Source organism: Dolichospermum sp. UHCC 0406 (assembly GCF_009712025.1).
Taxonomy (GTDB): domain Bacteria; phylum Cyanobacteriota; class Cyanobacteriia; order Cyanobacteriales; family Nostocaceae; genus Dolichospermum; species Dolichospermum lemmermannii.
On record NZ_VILA01000002.1, the window covers coordinates 33,092 to 52,811 of the forward strand.

Below are 19,720 nucleotides of genomic sequence, written 5' to 3' on the forward strand. Positions count from 1 at the left end.
TACTATTTAGGAAATTTCTATAGTGTTTCGGATGATTAATCTAAAATCTGTTTCAGCTTCAAATCTGGCCATTCTTCCCATTTGTGAAGACTGGAAATTAGGTTTTTTGTTATTAGCTATATATGCCTTTTTAGATTTATAAATTGCTAAATCATGATTTGCTATAAAAACATTAATTGTATTTTTTAATTGTTTCTCTCCGTTTACAACCCAATTATTTCTATAATTTTTCTCTTTTAATTCCACGAAAATAAGATGATTGTTGTAAGTCAGCATACCATCACAACGATTATCCATTGTACCATCTGATCTGAGAATTTCAATACAATTATCAATAGCGGTAAATATCACCTCTATTTCTTGATTATTTTCAACAATAGCAATCCATTTACTACAATCAACAGTGTCAATATAAGCAGGATCTTTATCTTTGTTAGGATCATCACAAAGTCCAAATTTATACTGATTTGTCTGACTTTGACAAGTAGATTTAAAAAAATTTATACTCATATTTGTTCCTCAATTTCCAGTAAATTATCAAAAAGGTTATTAGTCTCTGCTAAGAAAGAATTGAGATAATTTTCATCAGTAGGTAATCCTTCATAAGTAGAAAGTTTGATAATTTCCCCTGTCTCTGTTAATTCATATACAATTGAATCTTTATCAGATACACAAGATACTTGAGGAACAATATTTTCTAGTTGTTCTTTTAGTAAATTGCTGTTTGGTAAATCTAGAATTTTCTGTAAAACCTGATATCCCTTGATTGCTAATGTCAGATAATTAATAATATAAGGACTGTGGGTAGTGAGAATTAGTGTATTACCTTCTGTAAGGTTAGCAAATTCTAATAATTTATATAAAACGTCTTTTTGCGATTTTGGAAACAGGTTTTGTTCTATTTCTTCAACAATATTTAAAAAACATTCATTTTTATATTTAGAAGATAATACTTCCAAAGCAGCTTTTTTAACTTCCTCAGAAAGATTATCATTGGATAGGATTCTTTCGATTTCTATTTTTAATCTTTGTTGTTCTTCTCCACTCAATTCACTTTGGGAAGAATCTTTATTTTGACCAATAGACAACGCAATATTTCTAGAAACTAAAAACAAAGGAATAAAAGACTGAAACCCGCTTGAAGATTCGGAAATATTTAATTTATAATCCTGTCCTAGAATATTTAAACTACTATTAATTTTATCAAATTCCAACTTTACATCACCCACTGGTAAAGTCAGACTTTCTGATAATTCCTGTTGTGAACGCTCTAATTCCTCAAAAAAAGTAGATAATGATTGAGGCAACCCTTTTACTTTTTCAGCACCCTTGACAACACTAAAAAAGTTTCGTTCTGCCGGAATATACATGATTTTAGGTACAAAATATTCTTTGGGAATATTATTAATAATACACAGACTATTGAAAATGATTGCTTCAAAATTTCTGGAATCAATGTTTAATTTCCTATCTTGAAAAGAAAAATTAAAAGCATTTCCTAGATATTCAATTTCAGTTTCTGGCAAGAAATAGTTTTTTAAATTGTGATAGTTACAATATGTTTTAATAAACTTATTATAGTTTTTCACGTCTTTTATTTCTAAATTTCCACGATATAACTGTTTTTCCAACCAGCTAAATGTTGAAATTAACTTAGCAATACTACTTTTTCCCGTTCCTTGATTACCGATAAAAACAGTAATTTTGCGAATGTCTATAAATCCATTATTTTCTGCAAAACCCGACTTAATTGGTCCGAAATTTTTAACTTTTATTTGACTCATATATCATCTTTATTTGCTGTATTTACTTCGTTTTCCTTTTCTAGTAAAAACATTATAATTCAAAATCTGATTAACAATAATTTATTTTTCATAATAAAAACGCCCCCCTCGTGGAGAGCGTTTTTTATTTAACTAGACTCTAGTTATTAACCGTTGATAGCAGGAGCGCTTAAAGCAACAGGAGCAACATCAGCAGCAGCCAAGTCTAGAGGGAAGTTGTGAGCGTTACGCTCGTGCATTACTTCCATACCTAAGTTAGCGCGGTTGATTACGTCAGCCCAGGTAGCAATAACACGACCTTGAGAATCCATGACAGATTGGTTGAAGTTGAAACCGTTCAAGTTGAAAGCCATTGTGCTAACACCCAAAGCTGTGAACCAGATACCAATTACAGGCCATGCAGCGAGTAAGAAGTGTAGTTGACGGCTGTTGTTGAAGGAAGCGTATTGGAAAATCAAGCGACCGAAGTAACCGTGAGCAGCAACGATGTTATAGGTTTCTTCTTCTTGACCGAATTTGTAACCGTAGTTTTGTGATTCGTTTTCGGTTGTTTCTTTAACCAAGGAAGAAGTTACGAGTGAACCGTGCATTGCAGAGAACAAAGAACCACCGAAGACACCAGCTACACCTAACATATGGAAGGGGTGCATCAAGATGTTGTGTTCTGCTTGGAACACGATCATGAAGTTGAACGTTCCAGAGATACCTAAAGGCATACCGTCTGAGAATGAACCTTGACCGATTGGGTAGATTAGGAATACTGCGGTAGCAGCAGCTACAGGTGCGGAGAATGCTAGGCAAATCCAAGGACGCATTCCTAAGCGGTAAGAAAGTTCCCATTCACGACCGAGGTAGCAGAATACGCCGATCAAGAAGTGGAATACTACTAACTGGTAAGGACCGCCGTTATACAACCACTCATCTAAAGAAGCAGATTCCCAAATAGGGTAGAAGTGTAAACCGATAGCGTTGGAGGAAGGAACTACTGCACCGGAGATGATGTTGTTTCCGTAGAGTAGAGAACCTGCAACTGGTTCGCGGATACCGTCAATGTCCACGGGAGGAGCAGCGATAAATGCAATTACAAAGCAAGTAATTGCAGCGAGGAGGGTAGGGATCATTAATACTCCGAACCAACCGATATATAAACGGTTGTCAGTGCTGGTGATCCATTCGCAGAAGCGATTCCATACGTTAGCACTTTCGCGCTGTTGTAAGGTAGTTGTCATGTGTTTATAATTGCGTTTGAGTTATGTATGTTTTGGTAGGTGTTTCTACCTCATGAACTTATATTAAGCTTTATGTTTGGATTTGTAAAGCTATTTAAAGTAGGTATTAGTTATGAAAGTCATTAGTTTTTCTGATATCATGGGATTTACAGCAGCTATTGTGATAATTGGGCGAGCAGGATGCCCACCCCACAAGAGTTCTGGACTATTTCAGATGTAAAATTCAACCAGGAGGCCAGGACATAGAACGACCGCCTAGTATATGTATATGAAGATGATAGACCGTTTGTCCGCCATCAACACCAGTATTCATAACTACGCGATAACCGTTTTCCAGTCCTGCTTGTGCTGCAACTTTCTGGACTGTTAATAATAGATGTCCTAAAAGTGCTTGATCTTCAGGTTCTGCGGTAGCTAGGCTAACTATGGGTTTTTTGGGTATAATAAGGATGTGAACTGGTGCTTGAGGGTTAACATCTGTAAAGGCTAGTGCTAAATCGTCTTCATAAACAATATTCGCGGGGATTTCTTTACGAATGATTTTACTGAAAATCGTTTCTGTGTTCTGACTCATACAGTTTTACTTACTCATCTGCTCAAGATTTTAAGCGATCGCTGGAACAGGCGATAAAAAGTTAAGCTATTGTGTAGTCAGTGCATTTATAGTTTTATGGCCAAACCTGCGGATGTTAGTACCAAACGCTTAATTAGTCTTGCACCCAATAATTGGGTAAAATGGGTAACGCAAATCCCGGATGTGGTTGCTGGGGAAATTCTCAATTCTGAATTTCAATGGATTAGTCGAGAAAGTGATGTCCTTATCCGGGTTGAAAGTAAAGAATATGGGAAGTTTTTAGTTCTCAATGAATTACAATTGCGGTATAAACCAGAAATGCCGCGAAGAATGCGAGCTTATGCAGGATTAGCTGAGGAAAAATATAAATTACCCACATATCCTGTACTAATTAACATTCTCAAAACAGGTGATGCTGAAATACCAACGCGATATGAATCTAATCTTGCTGGTTTAGAAGTGCGTCAAGATTACCGTGTAATTAACCTGTGGGAAGTAGATGTTAAAATTGCCTTAGAACAACCTTTACCGTCTCTACTGCCTTTTGTGCCGATTCTCAAAGGTGGTGAAGATGAATCTATAATTCGGGAAGCATTGCGTTTATTGCAAGCTGATGAACAATTAAATCAATTAGAAACGGTTCTTGCTTTTTTTGCTACGTTTGTATTAGATAGTTCCTTAGTTCAAGAAATTATGAGGTGGGATATGACAGTTTTACGCGAATCACCTTGGTATCAAGAAATATTGCAACAAGGAATGCAACAAGGAATGCAACAAGGAATGCAACAAGGAATGCAACAAGGTGAACAACAAGGAGAAAGAAAAGACAGACTCTCTAGCATTGAGTTATGTTTAGAAGTTAAATTTGGCAATGAAGGATTAAAATTCATGCCGAAAATATCAGAAATATCTGATCTTGAGACACTAAAAATAGTTCAACGTTCGATTCTCACCGTTGCAAGTTTAGAGGAACTAAAACACATACTCCAAAATTTGTCATAACAAGTTCAAATCTCAACTATCACGAGTATAAAAGGTAAAAATGGAGATAATTTGTCATGTTTTGCTATTCGCTTAACCAACTAAAAAGTTGACCAATTGTTAGCTTAAAGGACTCTGCAAAATGGGGAACAGGTAGGCGATCGCTTGCAACTTCAAAAACTTCAATGGTACGATTGCTAAAATAAACAAATACTAATTCTTCTTCTGGGTCAATCAACCACCCCATTTCAGTCCCATGAGTGAGACAATGAAGGATATTGCGAACAACTTTAGTTTGACTTTGATCAGGAGAAAGAATTTCAATTGTCCAGTCTGGTGCGAGTGCAAAGGTATTAGATACTTTACCATTTTCGTCACGGGGAATACGTTCCCAAGTAAAAACTGCGATATCAGGAACAATAGATTTACTCCCAAAGGTACAGCGCAGTTCCGAATAAGCACGAGCGATATGCTGGGGTTTGAGAGCTATATTGATATCAGCACCGAGATCAAGTTGCACCGTGCTGTGTTTTCCTTGAGGCATAGGTTTTTGGATAATTTTACCGTCTATAAATTCGCTGGCTGGTTTGGTTTCTGGCTGTTTGAGAAATTCATCTAAGGTTAGGAGTTTAGTGGGAGTTTGAACCATTATCGTTTGAGTTAAGTGAATTGTAATTATTCTAAATCAATTATCGTGGCATCACATCATCTAACCGCAGTTGCAGCGAGGGTAAAAGAGGAGATTTAATAAATTCTCCTAACCGATATTTTTGCTGACTATAATCTTCTCCAATTAGTTGACAAACTGTAAATGTAGGTTGTTTTGGTTTACCAATAAAAACAACGCCACCCAATCCCCGATAATCAACAATCCAATATTCAGGAATTCCTAATAAAGCGTATTCTTCAACTTTACGCGCATAATCAGTTTCCCAATTACTGCTAACAACTTCCACAACTAACTTAATAGATTTTCCTAAAGCAATCACTGGTTCATGTTCCCAAAAAGGCTCATCGTCAAGTACAGTTTCATCTAATACTACAATATCAGGACGGCGGGCTGTGGCTGTTTCTGCAAAAGGACGGATTAGACAGGTGCGAGGAATAAACCAGGGAAGTTCAGCATGAGTAATAGCAATACCCAGTTTGGTTGCCAGTTTACCACCCACGGCTTCATGTGGTCCAGTTGGTTCCATATCAATCAATTCTGCGTCTGCAAGTTCATAGCGGGGGTTGTTACCGTATTCAAGGATGAATTGTGCAAAGGTTAATAATTTTGTTAATGCTTGAACCATAATTCACCTGCATCTTTAGCTGCTATTATTATATTAACAATCCTCTTGGGTGATTTCACTCATTGTTAATATACCCACAAATCTGCTTTGATATGATCAAGGTTTATTGATATATAAAAAATGCTGGCTAGAGTTTGGAGTGCATCTATCATCGGGATTGACGCTGTAAAAGTGGGTGTGGAAGTTGATGTTTCTGGTGGTTTACCGGGAATTGTGATTTTAGGTTTACCAGATTCCGCAATTCAAGAATCTAAAGAACGGGTAAAAGCAACTTTAAAAAATGCGGGTTTTGCTTTTCCCATCCGAAAGATTGTCATTAACCTAACTCCCGCAGACTTACGAAAAGAGGGACCCGCGTTTGATTTACCGATTAGTGTGGGAATTTTAGCAGCTTCTGAACAAGTTAACGCCGATTTGTTAGGAGATTTTTTATTTTTGGGGGAAGTTTCTTTAGATGGTAGTTTGCGTCCTGTTGCTGGTGTTTTACCTATTGCTGCAACTGCAAAAAAGATGGGAATTACAGGTTTAGTTGTTCCTGCTGATAATGCCCAAGAAGCTGCTGTTGTTGAAGGTTTAATGGTTTATGGTTGTAAAGATATTGCTGATGTAGTGGACTTATTAAATAATCCTAAAAAATATCAACCTGTCCAGTTAAATAAAGCAGTAGAAACTACCCAAGAAACATCTTTAAATTTAGCAGATTTGCAAGATGTCAAAGGACAAGCGCACGCCCGCAGGGCTTTAGAAATTGCGGCTGCGGGAGGACACAATTTGATTTTCGTTGGACCACCAGGAAGCGGAAAAACGATGTTAGCAAGGCGTTTATCGGGAATTTTACCACCTTTAAGTTTTCCTGAATCTTTGGAAGTAACACGCATTCATTCTGTGGCTGGATTGTTGAAAAATCGAGGTTCATTAGTTAGAGAAAGACCTTTTAGAAGTCCCCACCATTCTGCATCTGGTCCATCTTTAGTTGGTGGTGGTACTTTTCCTCGTCCTGGCGAAATTTCATTATCTCACAGAGGTGTACTTTTTTTAGATGAATTAACAGAATTTAAAAGAGATGTTTTGGAGTTTCTGCGTCAACCTTTGGAAGATGGTTTTGTGACAATTTCTAGAACTAAACAATCTGTCACTTTTCCGGCACAATTTACATTAGTAGCCAGTACAAATCCCTGTCCTTGCGGTTATTATGGTGATACAATTCAAGGATGTACTTGTTCACCTCGACAACGGGAACAATATTGGGCAAAATTGTCTGGACCATTAATGGATAGAATTGATTTGCAAGTAGCAGTAAATCGTTTGAAACCCGAAGAAATTACTCAACAACCAACGGGAGAAGCGTCAAAATCTGTAGCAGAAAGAGTGAAAAAAGCACGAGAATTGGCTATGATTCGATTTCAAAAAGAAGAAGATTTACAATGTAATGCTCAAATGCAAAGTCGTCATTTACAAAAATGGTGTAATTTAGATGATGCTAGTCGGACTTTATTAGAAGCAGCAATTAGGAAATTAGGGTTATCAGCAAGAGCAAGCGATCGCATTCTTAAAGTAGCACGAACTATAGCAGATTTAGCAGCAGATGAAAACCTTAAACCCCAGCACGTAGCCGAAGCAATTCAATATCGGACAATTGATAGAATGCAATAACTAAGTAGGTTAGCATTAAAAATTGTCGTTATGGCAAGGCAAGAGGCAAGAGGCAAGAGGCAAGAGTGAAGAGGGTTTGGGCGATTTTACTTTTCTTTACACAGATTGGTTTTATTGTGTTCACCTACTTACCCTGTCCAGTGCGATAGAACAAATAAAGCAAAAATAGTCGGTTTAAAAACCAAATTTTGGATTTTGGATCAGTATCAATAACCCAAAATCCAAAGTTTATTAAGCTAGGGCTGGTACAGGAATTTCCAAGTGAGGATATAATGGGAAGCGATCGCACAATGCCGCCACTCGCATCAAACAATCTTTAGTGACTGTATCCGCATCTGGAGAAAGTAAACGATCAGCAATAATATTGCCAACTTCCGTAAATTCTGCCACACCTAAACCCCTAGTAGTCATAGCGGGAGAACCCAATCTTAAACCACTGGTAACAAAAGGTGATTCAGTATCAAAAGGAACTGTATTCTTATTGGCGGTAATATTAACAGTGCTGACTAGTTGATCTCCCTTCTTCCCAGTCATGGCAATAGAACGTAAATCTACTAACATTAAGTGATTATCCGTGCCATTAGACACTAATTTGAATCCTCTGTTTTGCAATTGCGTAGCCAAAGCGCGAGCATTTTCAATTACTTGTCCAGAATAGGTTGTAAACTCAGGTTTAAGAGCTTCACCAAAAGCCACAGCTTTACCAGCAATCACGTGTTCTAGTGGTCCACCTTGAGTACCGGGGAAAACTGATTTATCCAGCTTTTTACCCAATTCTGCATCACGAGTCAAAATCAAGCCGCCGCGAGGTCCACGTAAGGTTTTATGAGTTGTAGTTGTGACAACATCACAATAAGGCAGGGGGTTGGGATGATGACCAGTCGCCACTAAACCAGCAATGTGAGCAATATCTGCGAGTAAGTACGCGCCAACTTCATCAGCAATACTGCGGAACTTTTGAAAGTCAATAATCCGAGGATAGGCTGAATAACCACAAATCAAGAGTTTAGGCCGTTCTTTGATAGCTAAATCACGAATTTGGTCATAGTCTAATTGTTCAGTTTCTTTACTTACGCCATAATGACGGACTTGGAACCATTTACCAGAAACGTTCACTGGTGAACCGTGGGTAAGGTGTCCTCCATGGGATAAGTCCATACCCATAATTGTGTCCCCTGGTTGCAGCAGGGTTAGGAAGACGGCAAAATTAGCCTGTGCGCCGGAATGGGGTTGAACATTGGCATGAGCCGCACCAAATAGCTGTTTAGCCCGGTCAATGGCTATTTGTTCAATTTCGTCAACAAACTCACAACCGCCATAATAGCGTTTACCTGGTAATCCTTCAGCGTATTTGTTGGTTAATACTGAACCTTGAGCAGCTAATACAGCAGCGGAGGTAAAGTTTTCACTCGCAATTAATTCCAAGTGGTCTCGTTGACGCTGTAATTCTTGGTTAATTAGTTCATTAATAGCAGGATCAGAGTTTTTTAACAGGTCTGAATTAGTTTTTGTCACGTTTATTATCCTTATGGCAGTTGACGAAAATCGAGATTGCGGTTAAACCTATTACCAAAGTTAGAAATCAGGCAACTTGTTTATTATAGGATTTAGACTGAAAAGCTTTGAGAACTGGGAACGTCATTATTTAAGAATTACTGACTTTCATCAACGTGGTAGCCTGAATTTATGTATTATTTTGTACTCAAACTTACAAAAATCTAAGATATATAAGATACAATAAACCTAGATTATCTAGTTAGGAACGTGGATTTATTAACTTACAATTCTTTGTAGGTTGGGTGAAGCGACAGTGTAACCCAACATTAGATTACATTCCTGACTCTATTTGGAACAAGGAGGGGTTGAGATGTTAGTCATTGTAATGGACAATCAAATCCTTAGCTCTGAAAAGGTCTGTCAGTCTTGTTTACTAGCAAATGGTAGTGGACAACCTCGCTGGGGTGGAGGTAAACTGCGCTGTGGTCAAGCAATTAGTAAGTTTACGGAACAACAGCCAGATCAATACGAGTGTGTCATGGGCTTTCGTGTCGCCAATGTAGAATAATGTTGATACTCTGCGGTCTAAAGACACGCAGATTCTTTAAGACCTGCTTAAAAAGGATAGTCAATTATCCTCCTAGACGCTCAAGACAACTACCAGTACGACAGGTATTGCAATTGCGCTTACTTTTGATTTTTTTGCTGCTTTTGTGAGTCCATCAATTTTTAATGTTAAACGCTCCATGATTTACCATTGCTTGTTTACCCAGGCTACGGCTATGCCGAGACGAGATAAATCAGGGGTTTCTCCTTAATAAAACACTTCTTGGCGTTGATGGTTATTCCTACTTGCTAATTAATTCTATCATGTCACGGCGAATAAATTCGCCGTTGGCACTTCCTCCACGCATCTATTGCCAAGTGGCTTCCGTGCCTTTCGTTCTATTTGGTGATTTGTCAGCAAGGTCAAGCATCTGCGTTATCCTAAGCTCAATAGCTGTTAAAATTTAGCCACAGGAGAACACAAAATGTCTTGGCGCGGGTCTACAACTTTCCCTGATCGAATTTTTGCCTGTTTACCTTATCTACTGCCTTTGATTGAGGTATTTGCTTTCGGTCAGTTTTTAATGAATGATTTTCCACTTTTAGGACTGATATTTTTGCCCCTGTTGCCACTATTAAGAATTTACTATGGTGTCCGTTATGCGGGAATGATTATTTTCTTTGCTTTGTGGCTGTTGGTGGTCAGAAACGAGAAAATTAATCATTTTATTCGTTTTAACACGATGCAAGCCATCATTCTCGATATTGTGATCTTTTTATGTAGCATCTTGACCGATATTGTGAAATTAGTTCCTGGTAGTGGATTTGCTATGCAAACACTTTATACAACCATTTTCATGGGGATAGTAGCAGCAGTTGTTTATTCCGTTGCTCAGTCATTAATGGGTAAGTATGCGGAAATTCCCGCGATTTCCGATGCAGTACATATGCAAGTACGCTAACAGTTAACGCTCCACAACTGTGTTTTCTAGGCGACCAATTCCTTCAATTTCTACACGGATGCGATCGCCTATTTGCAAAGCTCCTACCCCCATTGGTGTACCAGTTAATATTATATCCCCAGGTAATAAGGTCATCACTTGACTGATATAAGACACCAAAAAATCTGGGGAAAATACCATTTGATCAATACAAGTAGATTGGACTGGATGGGGATTATCATTCAGAAACGTCTGTAATCTCGCTCCTGGGTTTAATTCTCGGACAATCCAAGGTCCCAAAGGACAAAAAGTATCAAAACCTTTGGCTCTTGTCCATTGGGGGTCTTTTTTTTGTAAATCCCTGGCTGTAACATCATTGGCAATGGTATAACCCCAAATTTTACTTTGGGCTTGGGCTGGGGTACAATCACTTGTGCGATCGCCAATCACCAAAGCCAATTCTCCTTCATAGTCTACCCGTTGAGACTGATGAGGATACTTAATTTCTCTTTCTGACGCAATCACAGATGTAGGCGGTTTGAAAAAAATTAGCGGTTCAGCGGGTACAGGTGTTCCCATTTCCGCCGCATGATCAGCATAATTCTTGCCTACACCCACAATTTTTGAAGGCGCACAGGGGGCTAGAATCTTGTAAGAATTGGATGGCAGGATTAAATCCGTAGGTTGACCATCCAACCAAGGTGGAGCATCCAGCACTTCTACATTCTGAGAAAGCTGGAGTAACCCATAGTAAATTTTCCCTTCTTGACTTTGAACTCGCACATATCGCTGCGCCATAACTTTGACAAATATCCTTGAATATACTTTGTTCCAGCAGAATGTGCTTAATGATTGCCATTAAAAACTTGTAAGATTATATGATAAATATTGAAAATCTTATGACCTTAATTAACAAACTATTAACCAGTGGACAAATCCTGCTCAAAATTGTGCTACTGTAGAATAACTAAAAAATTGTCAAAATTCCTTGTTGCTTGAGATGTTAATCAATTAAAGTATCGCCCATAGCAATATTTGTATAAATTAATACCTCTTCAGCCATTGTCCATAAGGTGAATTAAAAAACATGACCACAGTTTACGAAACCATGTACATTTTGCGTCCTGACTTGGGAGATGAGCAAGTAGTACAACAAATCGCCAAATACGAAAACTTAATTCGTGAACACGGTGCTGAGAATATTGAAATTCAAAACCGTGGTAAGCGTCGTCTGGCCTATGAAATTCAAAAGCATCGTGATGGCGTTTATGTTCAACTCAACTACACAGGTCCTGGAACTGTAATTGCTATCATGGAACGCGCAATGCGATTGAGTGAAGAAGTGATTCGCTATATGACAGTCAAGCAAGAAGTTCACAAAGAAAAACCAGAAGAAGTTGTAGCAGCTTAATAACCGCGTTTTCCGAGGTTATTAGTTAGATAACTCCACAAAAAAGATGAACTGCTTGCAGCAGGGCTTCGCTGTCCAAGTTTGTGGTATCGTTCTTGTATTATTAGCGGGCAAGACTTGTACTGAGCTTGCGATGCCCTGAGCCTGTCGAAGGGTCGAAGTATGCCCGCACTACAAGAAATTTTGGATATTTCTTTAATTGGAAGTCTCTTAGCAGTTCAGCAGTATGGCCTGCGTCATACTGCGACATCAGGAAATTACTAAAAATCGCTCAATTATTTCACTCGAACTGCGACCTATGTGATATAATCGGCGCAAGTGAAAAATTAACTATATATATTAAGTAAGAGCTTTAAGTGACTGTGAGCCAATCTGATATACCAAACATCCAAGAACTGTCCACCGAAATCTCGCAGTTGCGCCAAGACTTGCAACTGCGAGATCAATTAGTTCAACAGTTATCTCAAGAACTATTCCGGCTAGTTAAGGGTAATACTAACTTTACACCGCCAAAATCTGAGCCAGAGATAGATTTGAGTCAATTGCAGGCTTTAAGAGATCAAATCCAAGCCGTCGAACAGCAGTTGACGTTCTACCAAGAACAAATTACGAATCGTGATACGGAGATTTACCAATTACGACAGTCTTTACAAGAACTAACTGATCGTAGTCGAATGTTGGAGCAGGTAGTACAGGAATTACCCCAAATTTACCGTCGTAAGTTTGAGGAACGCATGACACCAGTGCGAGACAAGGTAACAATCCTACAACGAGAAAATCGCCAATTGCAAGCCGAATTGCAAAGTGTGAGTTATCGTTTAGCACTCAAGAACCGCTACACCAATCATGGCGGTATTGATTTACCTACTTTTCCTCGTTCGGAAGTTGCAACCGATAGTTTACCTGCTGCCCAAAATGTCTAAAATTTGTGACTGTATTTGAAATAAATCAAAATTTTTATTCCGCAGTACCTATCTTTTTTTGAGGTACTGCGGATTTTAGTTAGGGCTTGCTGAATAAGATTAGAAGGAATAACAGATAAGGGTTTCAGGTTTTTTTGTTGTCGAAAAGTGCAAGGTTTTGGCTGATGGTGTCTCAAAATAGAATAGGTGCATTTTTCTTTGTCGGATTTGGAAAATTGAGGATATCTAGATAGACTTGTTGCAGACATTGAGAATAAGTTAGTGATAACCACTCATGGTTAAGCTAAAACCCTGATTTTTCTACGAAGTCAGGTATCTGAACCTATAATTGGTATATCTCACCAAAAAGTTATTTCACTTGCCATTCCGGGAAATTATTTGATTATGCTCCAAAGACTATATGTACACAACTTCAGGTGTTTAGAAAACTTTGAATTAACAATGAAGGAGATGTCATCTGCTCTCTTGATTGGAAAAAATGGCACAGGTAAATCAACTATTGCAACCGCATTAGAGGTATTTCAATCTATTGGTAGAGGCATAAATAGAGTTGGTCAACTTGTCAAGTCTAAAGATTTTACTCGTGGCAGGTATGATGTTCCCATTCGCTTGGAAATAGAAGTATTACTTGAGGAGAAATTATATAAATACGTCCTGGCCTTAGAGTTGCCAGAAAAATTTAAAGAATTGCGAGTTTTTGAAGAACAACTTTTAGTTGCAGGAAATCCAATTTACTCTCGGAAAGAAGCACAAGTTACTATTTATAGTAGTTCACAAAATCGTGAATCTCAGTTTTTAGTAGATTGGCATTTAGTAGCCCTTCCAGTTATTCAGGAGCAATCAGAAACAGATCCACTTCATACTTTCAAAAATTGGCTGGCTCATATAATTATTCTAGCACCAATTCCTAGTTTAATGACTGGAGATTCCCACGGAGAAACTTTACAACCAAACAGAGATGGTGCAAATATTGGGGAATGGTTTTCTGGTTTACTTGGTAGATATCCTGCGGCCTATAGAGACGTTGATAAATATTTACGGGAAGTTATGCCCGATTTTCAAGATTTCTTGAATGAACTTATCGGTAAAGAGTTCAAAAGTCTAATTGTGAGATTTGCTGAAAATAATGCAACCTTGAATGTTAACTTTCAAGATTTATCAGATGGTGAAAAATGCTTTTTTCTTTGTGCTGTGGTATTAGCAGCTAATAAATTCTATGGGTCAGTTTTTTGCTTTTGGGATGAACCTGACAACTATCTCTCTATCTCAGAAGTAGGTCATTTTATCACATCTCTGAGACGTTCATTTAAGGATAGTGGCCAAATTTTAGTAACTTCTCATAATCCTGAAGCAATTAGAAAATTCTCCAATGAAAACACTTTTATTCTGGATAGAAAAAGTCACTTAGAACCAACTTTAATTAGATTGCTTAGTGATATACCTGTTACTGGCGATTTGATTAATTCTTTGATTTGTGGTGATATAGAATTATGAGTATAAATAAGAATAAACCACATTTGTTAATTTTACCTGAAGATGATGCTAATCGTCAGATTGTTAATGGATTTATTCAAAATTTGAATGTGAATAATCGGGCTATTCAAATCCTACCAATTGCTGATGGTTGGAAAAAAGCTGTAGATAAATTCACAAATGATCATATCAAAGCTATGCGACAATATCCACAGAGAAACATCCTATTAATTATTGATTTTGATGAATGTGAAGATAGATTAAATTTTGTAGAAAGTTATATTCCAGATGATATAAAAAATAGAGTATTTGTTTTAGGTGTACAATCTAATCCAGAGAGTCTTAAAAGGGATATTCAAAAGAATTTTGAGACTATTGGAGAATCTCTGGCTACAGATTGCGCGGAAAACAATCATAAATTATGGGAACATTGTCTTCTCATACATAATAAACCTGAGTTAGAACGGATGATTTTATCTATTAAACCATTTTTGTTTCCAAATTAAACCAAGAAACAATAGTTACACTGCTAAGAAAAAGCCTAAAAAAAGAGAAATTTAATATCTTCCTCTAAAAAAATAAGGAATATTGGGGTTTCCAACCTAATTGGTTGTGAATTTTATCAATATTACCCACTAATTGCACTGATTCATCTGGTCGGTAAAAAGCAGGATCAACAACAACGTAATCTTGCCAGTTTAACCCAACAAAGTTAAAAGCAGGAGATCAAACAACCATTGGTATTGGTGGTGGAGTAGTAGAGCAACGAGCTTGAGAGACACCTTTGGCCCAAATGTGGCTTCCTGAGTCAGCCACATTTTCAAGGGTTTTCGGCGTTCTTCCTTATAATATCAAGAACAATTGTCAGCTTAATATTGTGTTTTCGAGACAATTGTTTGAGAAGACGTAATTGTGTCTTATTGCCATCAACTAATGCCACCCAGTGTTTTTGTTGATTTGGATCACGGTGCAATGCCTCATCAAACGCCTCAGAAATCACCGTTTCCGGTTCTTTGACTAAAGAAGCCCAAACGCGCTTGACTTCAGGACGAGGACGTTGGCTCTGGGGAAATTCCTTGGGGTTGATAATTTGTTCGGCGGTACGAATAAATGGTTTGATAGTATAAACAGCAGCTACCGTTGCCATCCGCTTTGAGTTACGCTTTTCCCCTTTGGTCAATCGTTTTTCTAGTTTCCTTTGACTAGCAATTGCTCGTTTTTGGGTACTGGGGCGTAAATCTTCTCGACCCATGATTACACCCTTGCCATCGGCACTGATGACGATGATTTCTCCTGTCTGTTCTAATTGCTGTGATTGTGATTGCTGGTATTCATAGAACTCATTAAAGTCTCTGGCAATTGTTTGCGCTAATTCTTCCACTTGCCGTTTGGGTACTTGCGCGGCTGTTGTTTTCTTGATAGTTTGAAAACTTCAGTTTATCTGCCTCTATCAATGATTATCTGATTGTACAGGTTTTCAACTTGGTTAGCTGAAAATTCCCAGCTATATTTATTCACAACAAATTGTCTTGCAAGATTTCTAATCTCTCTAGCTAGATCAGAGTTTTGTAGCAGAGTAATCGTAGCTTTCGCAAAATCTTCTGGACTATCTGCTATCAAAATTTCCTTGTCAGGTTTTGCACTCAGAGAACCAAGTCCTAATGTTGTAGTGACTACAGGTAGTCCAGAAGCCATTGCTTCCAAAATTTTGTTTTGCATACCTGATCCTGATTGCATAGGAGCGATCGCAACCTTTGCCTGTTTCAGAGTTTCTGGCATAGACTCTACAAAACCAGTCACTATAACTCCTTCTTTTCGCGCTAAACTGCGAACTTCTCTAGAAGGTTTTGCTCCAGCAATTATAAGAGAAACATTAGGAACTGTTTGTTGAATTATTGGTAGACAAAGTTCAACAAACCACTTAACAGCATGAATATTAGGTGCATAACTCATATTTCCAGAGAAAATTAGAGTTGGATCTATTGGAGATTGTTGTTGTAGACTAAAAAAATCAGTATCTATCCCATTTGGGATAACTTTCACTCGGTCACTAGGAATTAGTTGTGCATCTTTTTCAGATACAACTACTAACTTATTAAATAAGTTAGGCAAATCACGTTCGTAGCGGATGACTCGTTGAAGTTCCTCCTGAAAAATCCAGCGTCGAGGAAAAGATTCCAACACTACACGACGCTCTAAATTTAGTTGCATCGAGTCAATCAGTTCTATAATTTTAGGGGTGTGTATATGATGAAAATAAGGGGCTATCCTCATCATAAAAGCATGAACTATATCAAAGTTGTTGGCTGCTAAAATTGAATCTAGCTGTTGCTGAAACCTACTAGAAGAGTAGTAGCAAGCTTGAAGAGGTAATTGTGAAGTAAATAAACCTTTTCCTACATTGATAAGTGATTGCCATTTAGGAAGAGGAACAGTATATATTGCTTTACAGTAAGGACGTATCTGATCAATATTTTCTAGTTCCCACGAACTATGATAAAGGGTCAACAATGTAATTTCATGTCGCTGACTTAAGATACGAAGACGATGATAGAGTATCAGTTGGTCTCCTTGTAACAAGGGGTAAGGAAATCTCGGAGTAACAAAAAGTATTTTCATGAGTTATTATCATAAGCAATAATAGATTTATAGATATCTAGAGTCTCTTCAGCCATTCTTTGCCAAGAAAATTGCTTTGCTCTTGCTAATCCACGCTGAATTAAGTTATTTCTTAAAGAACTGTCAATCAATAATTTATATACTGCTGTTTCAAGTTCTTCTTGATTGGTGGGGTCTACTTGCAAAGCGGCATCTCCAACAATTTCAGGAATAGATGTTGTATTAGAGGTAATAACTGGAGTACCACAAACCATTGATTCTAAGGGTGGGATACCAAAGCCTTCGTATAAAGAAGGATAGATAAATAATGTTGCACAATTATAGAGACATACTAATTCCTCCTGAGTAACATAGTCAGTAAAAATAACATCATTTCCATATTCAAGTAAACACACAAGATCATAAAATTCAGACTGCTTCCAGTTCGGAATTCCTACGATAACTAACTTTTCATCAATGTTTTTCGTTTGCTTTAGCTTTGAAAAAGCTCTAATAACTAATTTTGTGTTTTTTCGTGGATCTGTACCACCTAAAGTTAATAAATACTTTCCAGATAGATTAAAACTATTCTTGATAATTTTAGATGCGTTTCCCCTGTCAAGTATCCTAAATGCAGCATCCGGTGCTTCATAGGTAGTTATAATTGAGCTTGTTTGAAGACTGGGAAAGTGATGCAGAATATCGCTTTTAGAAAAGTTAGAAACTGTAATCACTTTAGTAGCATTTCTAATAGTTTTGCTGACAATAGCACTTCTGTATATCCTACCTAGTCTTTGATAAGCAACATTTGACTTTGGCAATAGTACGGAATCTTTCAGATACATCACATCATGAATAGTGACTATCAGTTTTGTACTTTTTTTTAGAAAAACTGGAGATGTGTTAGCAGTGCAATGAAGTACGTCTATACCATCTTTAATTGCTTGTCTTGGCAGAACTAGCTGTTCCCATAGTAAATAATTGGCTGGGACTAGGATTCTAACTTCAAAATTTGCAGCTTTTGGTAAAATATTTTCAGAATCAGGTTGATCTGTATAAAGAAAATACTGATTTTCCTGATCTATTTTTGCTAAAGATTGCAATAAATTGAGGGTATAGTTGCCTATTCCCCTACGCTTTTTGAGTGCAAAGCGGGTATCAATTCCAATAATCAATTAAAGGTACTCCTTCAGTCTTGACGTAATCGTAAATAGCAGGTAGGGTTAATGACTATTTCATGTTGAAATAAATTATGGTGTTGATGCAAAGTAATAATCCAGCATAATTAAGGCTTATAGCCTATAACCCACCATAATTTATCGATAAACCTCTTTAGCAGAAACCAAAGAGAACCTGTAAAATCTGGATTTTTGACTGCAAAATTATGTGCTGAATTAATGATATATTGACAGTCTGATTCAAAGCTTTTAATCATTTTACAATTCCTTGTATAAAAGAACAATTTCGTTGTCATCAAATAAACAACCTAATAACTCTTGTAATCTGCTCGCTTATCTTGCTTTTTTCCAAAATTTAATATCAGTCTATAAGCGAAAAGCATAGTCCAATCTGCTAATCCAAAAAATAGAACATTAGAAAGCATAGTTCGGACTATATTAATTAATTGTACTGATAGTAAAGATACTTTCAAAGTATCATCATTTTGATAAAGCATTTTCATATGCAAAAAGTAGGATAAATATCCTAACAATATGCCCAAAAGTATTAGTCCAAATACACCAAAATGAGCATAAAAAGTTTCCAGTCCTGATGGAACAACTGAACCTTCAGGGTATGGATACAATGACTTCAAGAAATCTGTTAACGGACCTACTAGATATGGGTCATTGCGAATCATATTTGGAATAAATTGCGTGAATAAGCTTAGATTAGATAAACCGAAATCACTGTTAATACCTCCTACGTTATTTTCATAAGTTAAAATGCCTGCTAAGCCCGCAAAAACCTCAACATTGGTACGGTAAAACCATTCAATTGGACTGTCTTGCTGATTCAAACGACTCGAGATTTCTTCTAACCTTTCAAATAGACTTAAATTATAATTTATTGCACTGTTATCTCTATACAGTCCATAAATTATAAAGATAAATATGAAAACAAAACCACTAGCAATAATCCAACGGCGTGGAATTTGTTTCCAGCAGTAGTTGAATATTAATAGGACTTGAACAAGCATGAAAGTTGCTAAAAAACGGGAATTGATTAAGGTCAGCAAGAAAGTAAAGCCAAATGTTAGGATATCAACTCTATTCAGCCTTTGTTTAAGAGATAATTTGTATAGTAAAGGCATTTTACCCAAACTAACACCAATTAGAAGGAAAGTCTGTCCTCCAACAGAATTTCCTGGATTATCTATAGCTGCTTGTAACCCACCTAGCAGAAGTATTAAAATTCCACCAAAAACCGTAACCCAAAGGGCTATCACTATGTATGACACGAGGGAGTTAGTATTTTTGATTGAAAAAACAACTACTCCTGAATTTAAAAACCCTTTGTTTTTAAATTTATGCCTTGCCATCCATGTATAAGTTATGAATAGGCTAATAGTACATAAACCTGCATATAAATTTGCTAATCGTGTGCTTTCCAAGCTCAATAACTGATACAAATGTACAATATCCGAATCTCCATTTTGGAATTGACTTAATAACCACCATGCTTGACCTTGAACCAAAGTCAACATTGTTACTGATGTAAATACAACATATAAGTTACGGTTACGATTTTGAACAAGCTCTCGAATTATTAGAATAATTAGTAACAAAATTTGTGTATACAAACATATCCAATCGAA

The 19,720-nt window shown here is 37.1% G+C and carries 19 protein-coding genes and 2 pseudogenes; 8 read left to right on the forward strand and 13 right to left on the reverse strand.

What is annotated here, in order from left to right; genetic code table 11:
* Positions 1-6: 6 nt before the first annotated feature.
* From FJR09_RS02470 to FJR09_RS02485, 4 genes are all read right to left on the reverse strand, one after another.
* Entirely contained in the window at positions 7-510 is a 504-nt protein-coding gene (locus FJR09_RS02470) for a hypothetical protein (RefSeq protein WP_168652614.1), read from the reverse strand.
* Entirely contained in the window at positions 507-1,784 is a 1,278-nt protein-coding gene (locus FJR09_RS02475) for an AAA family ATPase (RefSeq protein WP_168652615.1), read from the reverse strand. Before FJR09_RS02475 ends, FJR09_RS02470 begins: the two co-directional genes overlap by 4 nt.
* A 146-nt stretch (positions 1,785-1,930) precedes the next feature.
* Positions 1,931-3,013, reverse strand: a complete 1,083-nt coding sequence (psbA, locus tag FJR09_RS02480) for a photosystem II q(b) protein (protein ID WP_015078361.1) — start codon at positions 3,011-3,013, stop codon at positions 1,931-1,933.
* 223 nt (positions 3,014-3,236) lie between these two features.
* Positions 3,237-3,587, reverse strand: coding sequence for a histidine triad nucleotide-binding protein (locus FJR09_RS02485; protein ID WP_015078360.1), 351 nt, complete (start codon positions 3,585-3,587; stop codon positions 3,237-3,239).
* 96 nt (positions 3,588-3,683) lie between these two features.
* Here FJR09_RS02485 and FJR09_RS02490 point away from each other — a divergent pair, with 96 nt between their 5' ends.
* Complete coding sequence (locus FJR09_RS02490; protein ID WP_168653503.1) at positions 3,684-4,589, forward strand: Rpn family recombination-promoting nuclease/putative transposase; 906 nt, start codon at positions 3,684-3,686, stop codon at positions 4,587-4,589.
* A gap of 64 nt (positions 4,590-4,653) precedes the next feature.
* Here the strand turns inward: FJR09_RS02490 and FJR09_RS02495 are convergent, their stop codons facing one another.
* Complete coding sequence (locus FJR09_RS02495) at positions 4,654-5,217, reverse strand: Uma2 family endonuclease (protein ID WP_015078358.1); 564 nt, start codon at positions 5,215-5,217, stop codon at positions 4,654-4,656.
* A 40-nt stretch (positions 5,218-5,257) separates the two neighbouring features.
* Positions 5,258-5,863, reverse strand: coding sequence for a Uma2 family endonuclease (locus FJR09_RS02500; protein ID WP_168651313.1), 606 nt, complete (start codon positions 5,861-5,863; stop codon positions 5,258-5,260).
* 120 nt (positions 5,864-5,983) lie between these two features.
* Here FJR09_RS02500 and FJR09_RS02505 point away from each other — a divergent pair, with 120 nt between their 5' ends.
* Positions 5,984-7,516 (forward strand): YifB family Mg chelatase-like AAA ATPase, encoded by a 1,533-nt coding sequence (locus tag FJR09_RS02505; RefSeq protein ID WP_168634676.1) that lies wholly within the window; start codon positions 5,984-5,986, stop codon positions 7,514-7,516.
* Positions 7,517-7,747: 231 nt separating this feature from the next.
* On the opposite strand, the gene glyA is transcribed toward FJR09_RS02505, so the two are convergent.
* Positions 7,748-9,031, reverse strand: coding sequence for a serine hydroxymethyltransferase (gene glyA, locus FJR09_RS02510; protein WP_015078355.1), 1,284 nt, complete (start codon positions 9,029-9,031; stop codon positions 7,748-7,750).
* Between the two features lie 352 nt (positions 9,032-9,383).
* Between glyA and FJR09_RS02515 the strand changes: the two genes are divergently transcribed.
* Both FJR09_RS02515 and FJR09_RS02520 read left to right on the forward strand, forming a co-directional pair.
* Entirely contained in the window at positions 9,384-9,581 is a 198-nt protein-coding gene (locus FJR09_RS02515; RefSeq protein WP_015078354.1) for a hypothetical protein, read from the forward strand.
* Between the two features lie 463 nt (positions 9,582-10,044).
* The gene (locus tag FJR09_RS02520; protein ID WP_015078353.1) at positions 10,045-10,521 is read left to right on the forward strand and encodes a Tic20 family protein; all 477 of its coding nucleotides are present in this window, start codon (positions 10,045-10,047) and stop codon (positions 10,519-10,521) included.
* A gap of 3 nt (positions 10,522-10,524) precedes the next feature.
* On the opposite strand, the gene FJR09_RS02525 is transcribed toward FJR09_RS02520, so the two are convergent.
* On the reverse strand, positions 10,525-11,298 hold the full coding sequence (locus FJR09_RS02525) for a fumarylacetoacetate hydrolase family protein (protein WP_015078352.1): 774 nt from the start codon (positions 11,296-11,298) through the stop codon (positions 10,525-10,527).
* Between the two features lie 289 nt (positions 11,299-11,587).
* On the opposite strand from FJR09_RS02525, the gene rpsF reads away from it, so the two are divergent.
* The 4 genes from rpsF (at position 11,588) to FJR09_RS02545 (ending at position 14,813) form a co-directional block, all read left to right on the forward strand.
* Positions 11,588-11,911, forward strand: coding sequence for a 30S ribosomal protein S6 (gene rpsF / locus FJR09_RS02530; protein WP_015078351.1), 324 nt, complete (start codon positions 11,588-11,590; stop codon positions 11,909-11,911).
* 362 nt (positions 11,912-12,273) lie between these two features.
* Positions 12,274-12,834, forward strand: coding sequence for an Npun_F5560 family protein (locus FJR09_RS02535; RefSeq protein WP_015078350.1), 561 nt, complete (start codon positions 12,274-12,276; stop codon positions 12,832-12,834).
* 384 nt (positions 12,835-13,218) lie between these two features.
* Positions 13,219-14,328, forward strand: a complete 1,110-nt coding sequence (locus FJR09_RS02540) for an AAA family ATPase (RefSeq protein WP_015078349.1) — start codon at positions 13,219-13,221, stop codon at positions 14,326-14,328.
* Positions 14,325-14,813, forward strand: coding sequence for a hypothetical protein (locus FJR09_RS02545; protein ID WP_015078348.1), 489 nt, complete (start codon positions 14,325-14,327; stop codon positions 14,811-14,813). Before FJR09_RS02540 ends, FJR09_RS02545 begins: the two co-directional genes overlap by 4 nt.
* Positions 14,814-14,877: 64 nt before the next feature.
* On the opposite strand, the pseudogene FJR09_RS02550 reads toward FJR09_RS02545, so the two are convergent.
* From FJR09_RS02550 to FJR09_RS02570, 5 genes and pseudogenes are all read right to left on the reverse strand, one after another.
* A pseudogene (locus FJR09_RS02550) lies at positions 14,878-15,027 on the reverse strand (GDP-mannose 4,6-dehydratase); the annotation flags it as partial.
* Between the two features lie 124 nt (positions 15,028-15,151).
* Positions 15,152-15,733 (reverse strand): annotated as a pseudogene (locus FJR09_RS02555) (ISKra4 family transposase); the annotation flags it as partial.
* An 11-nt stretch (positions 15,734-15,744) separates the two neighbouring features.
* Positions 15,745-16,926, reverse strand: coding sequence for a glycosyltransferase (locus FJR09_RS02560; RefSeq protein ID WP_015078346.1), 1,182 nt, complete (start codon positions 16,924-16,926; stop codon positions 15,745-15,747).
* On the reverse strand, positions 16,923-18,080 hold the full coding sequence (locus tag FJR09_RS02565; protein WP_015078345.1) for a glycosyltransferase family 1 protein: 1,158 nt from the start codon (positions 18,078-18,080) through the stop codon (positions 16,923-16,925). Before FJR09_RS02565 ends, FJR09_RS02560 begins: the two co-directional genes overlap by 4 nt.
* Before the next feature lie 311 nt (positions 18,081-18,391).
* Positions 18,392-19,600 (reverse strand): hypothetical protein, encoded by a 1,209-nt coding sequence (locus tag FJR09_RS02570; RefSeq protein WP_217361107.1) that lies wholly within the window; start codon positions 19,598-19,600, stop codon positions 18,392-18,394.
* Positions 19,601-19,720 lie beyond the last annotated feature (120 nt).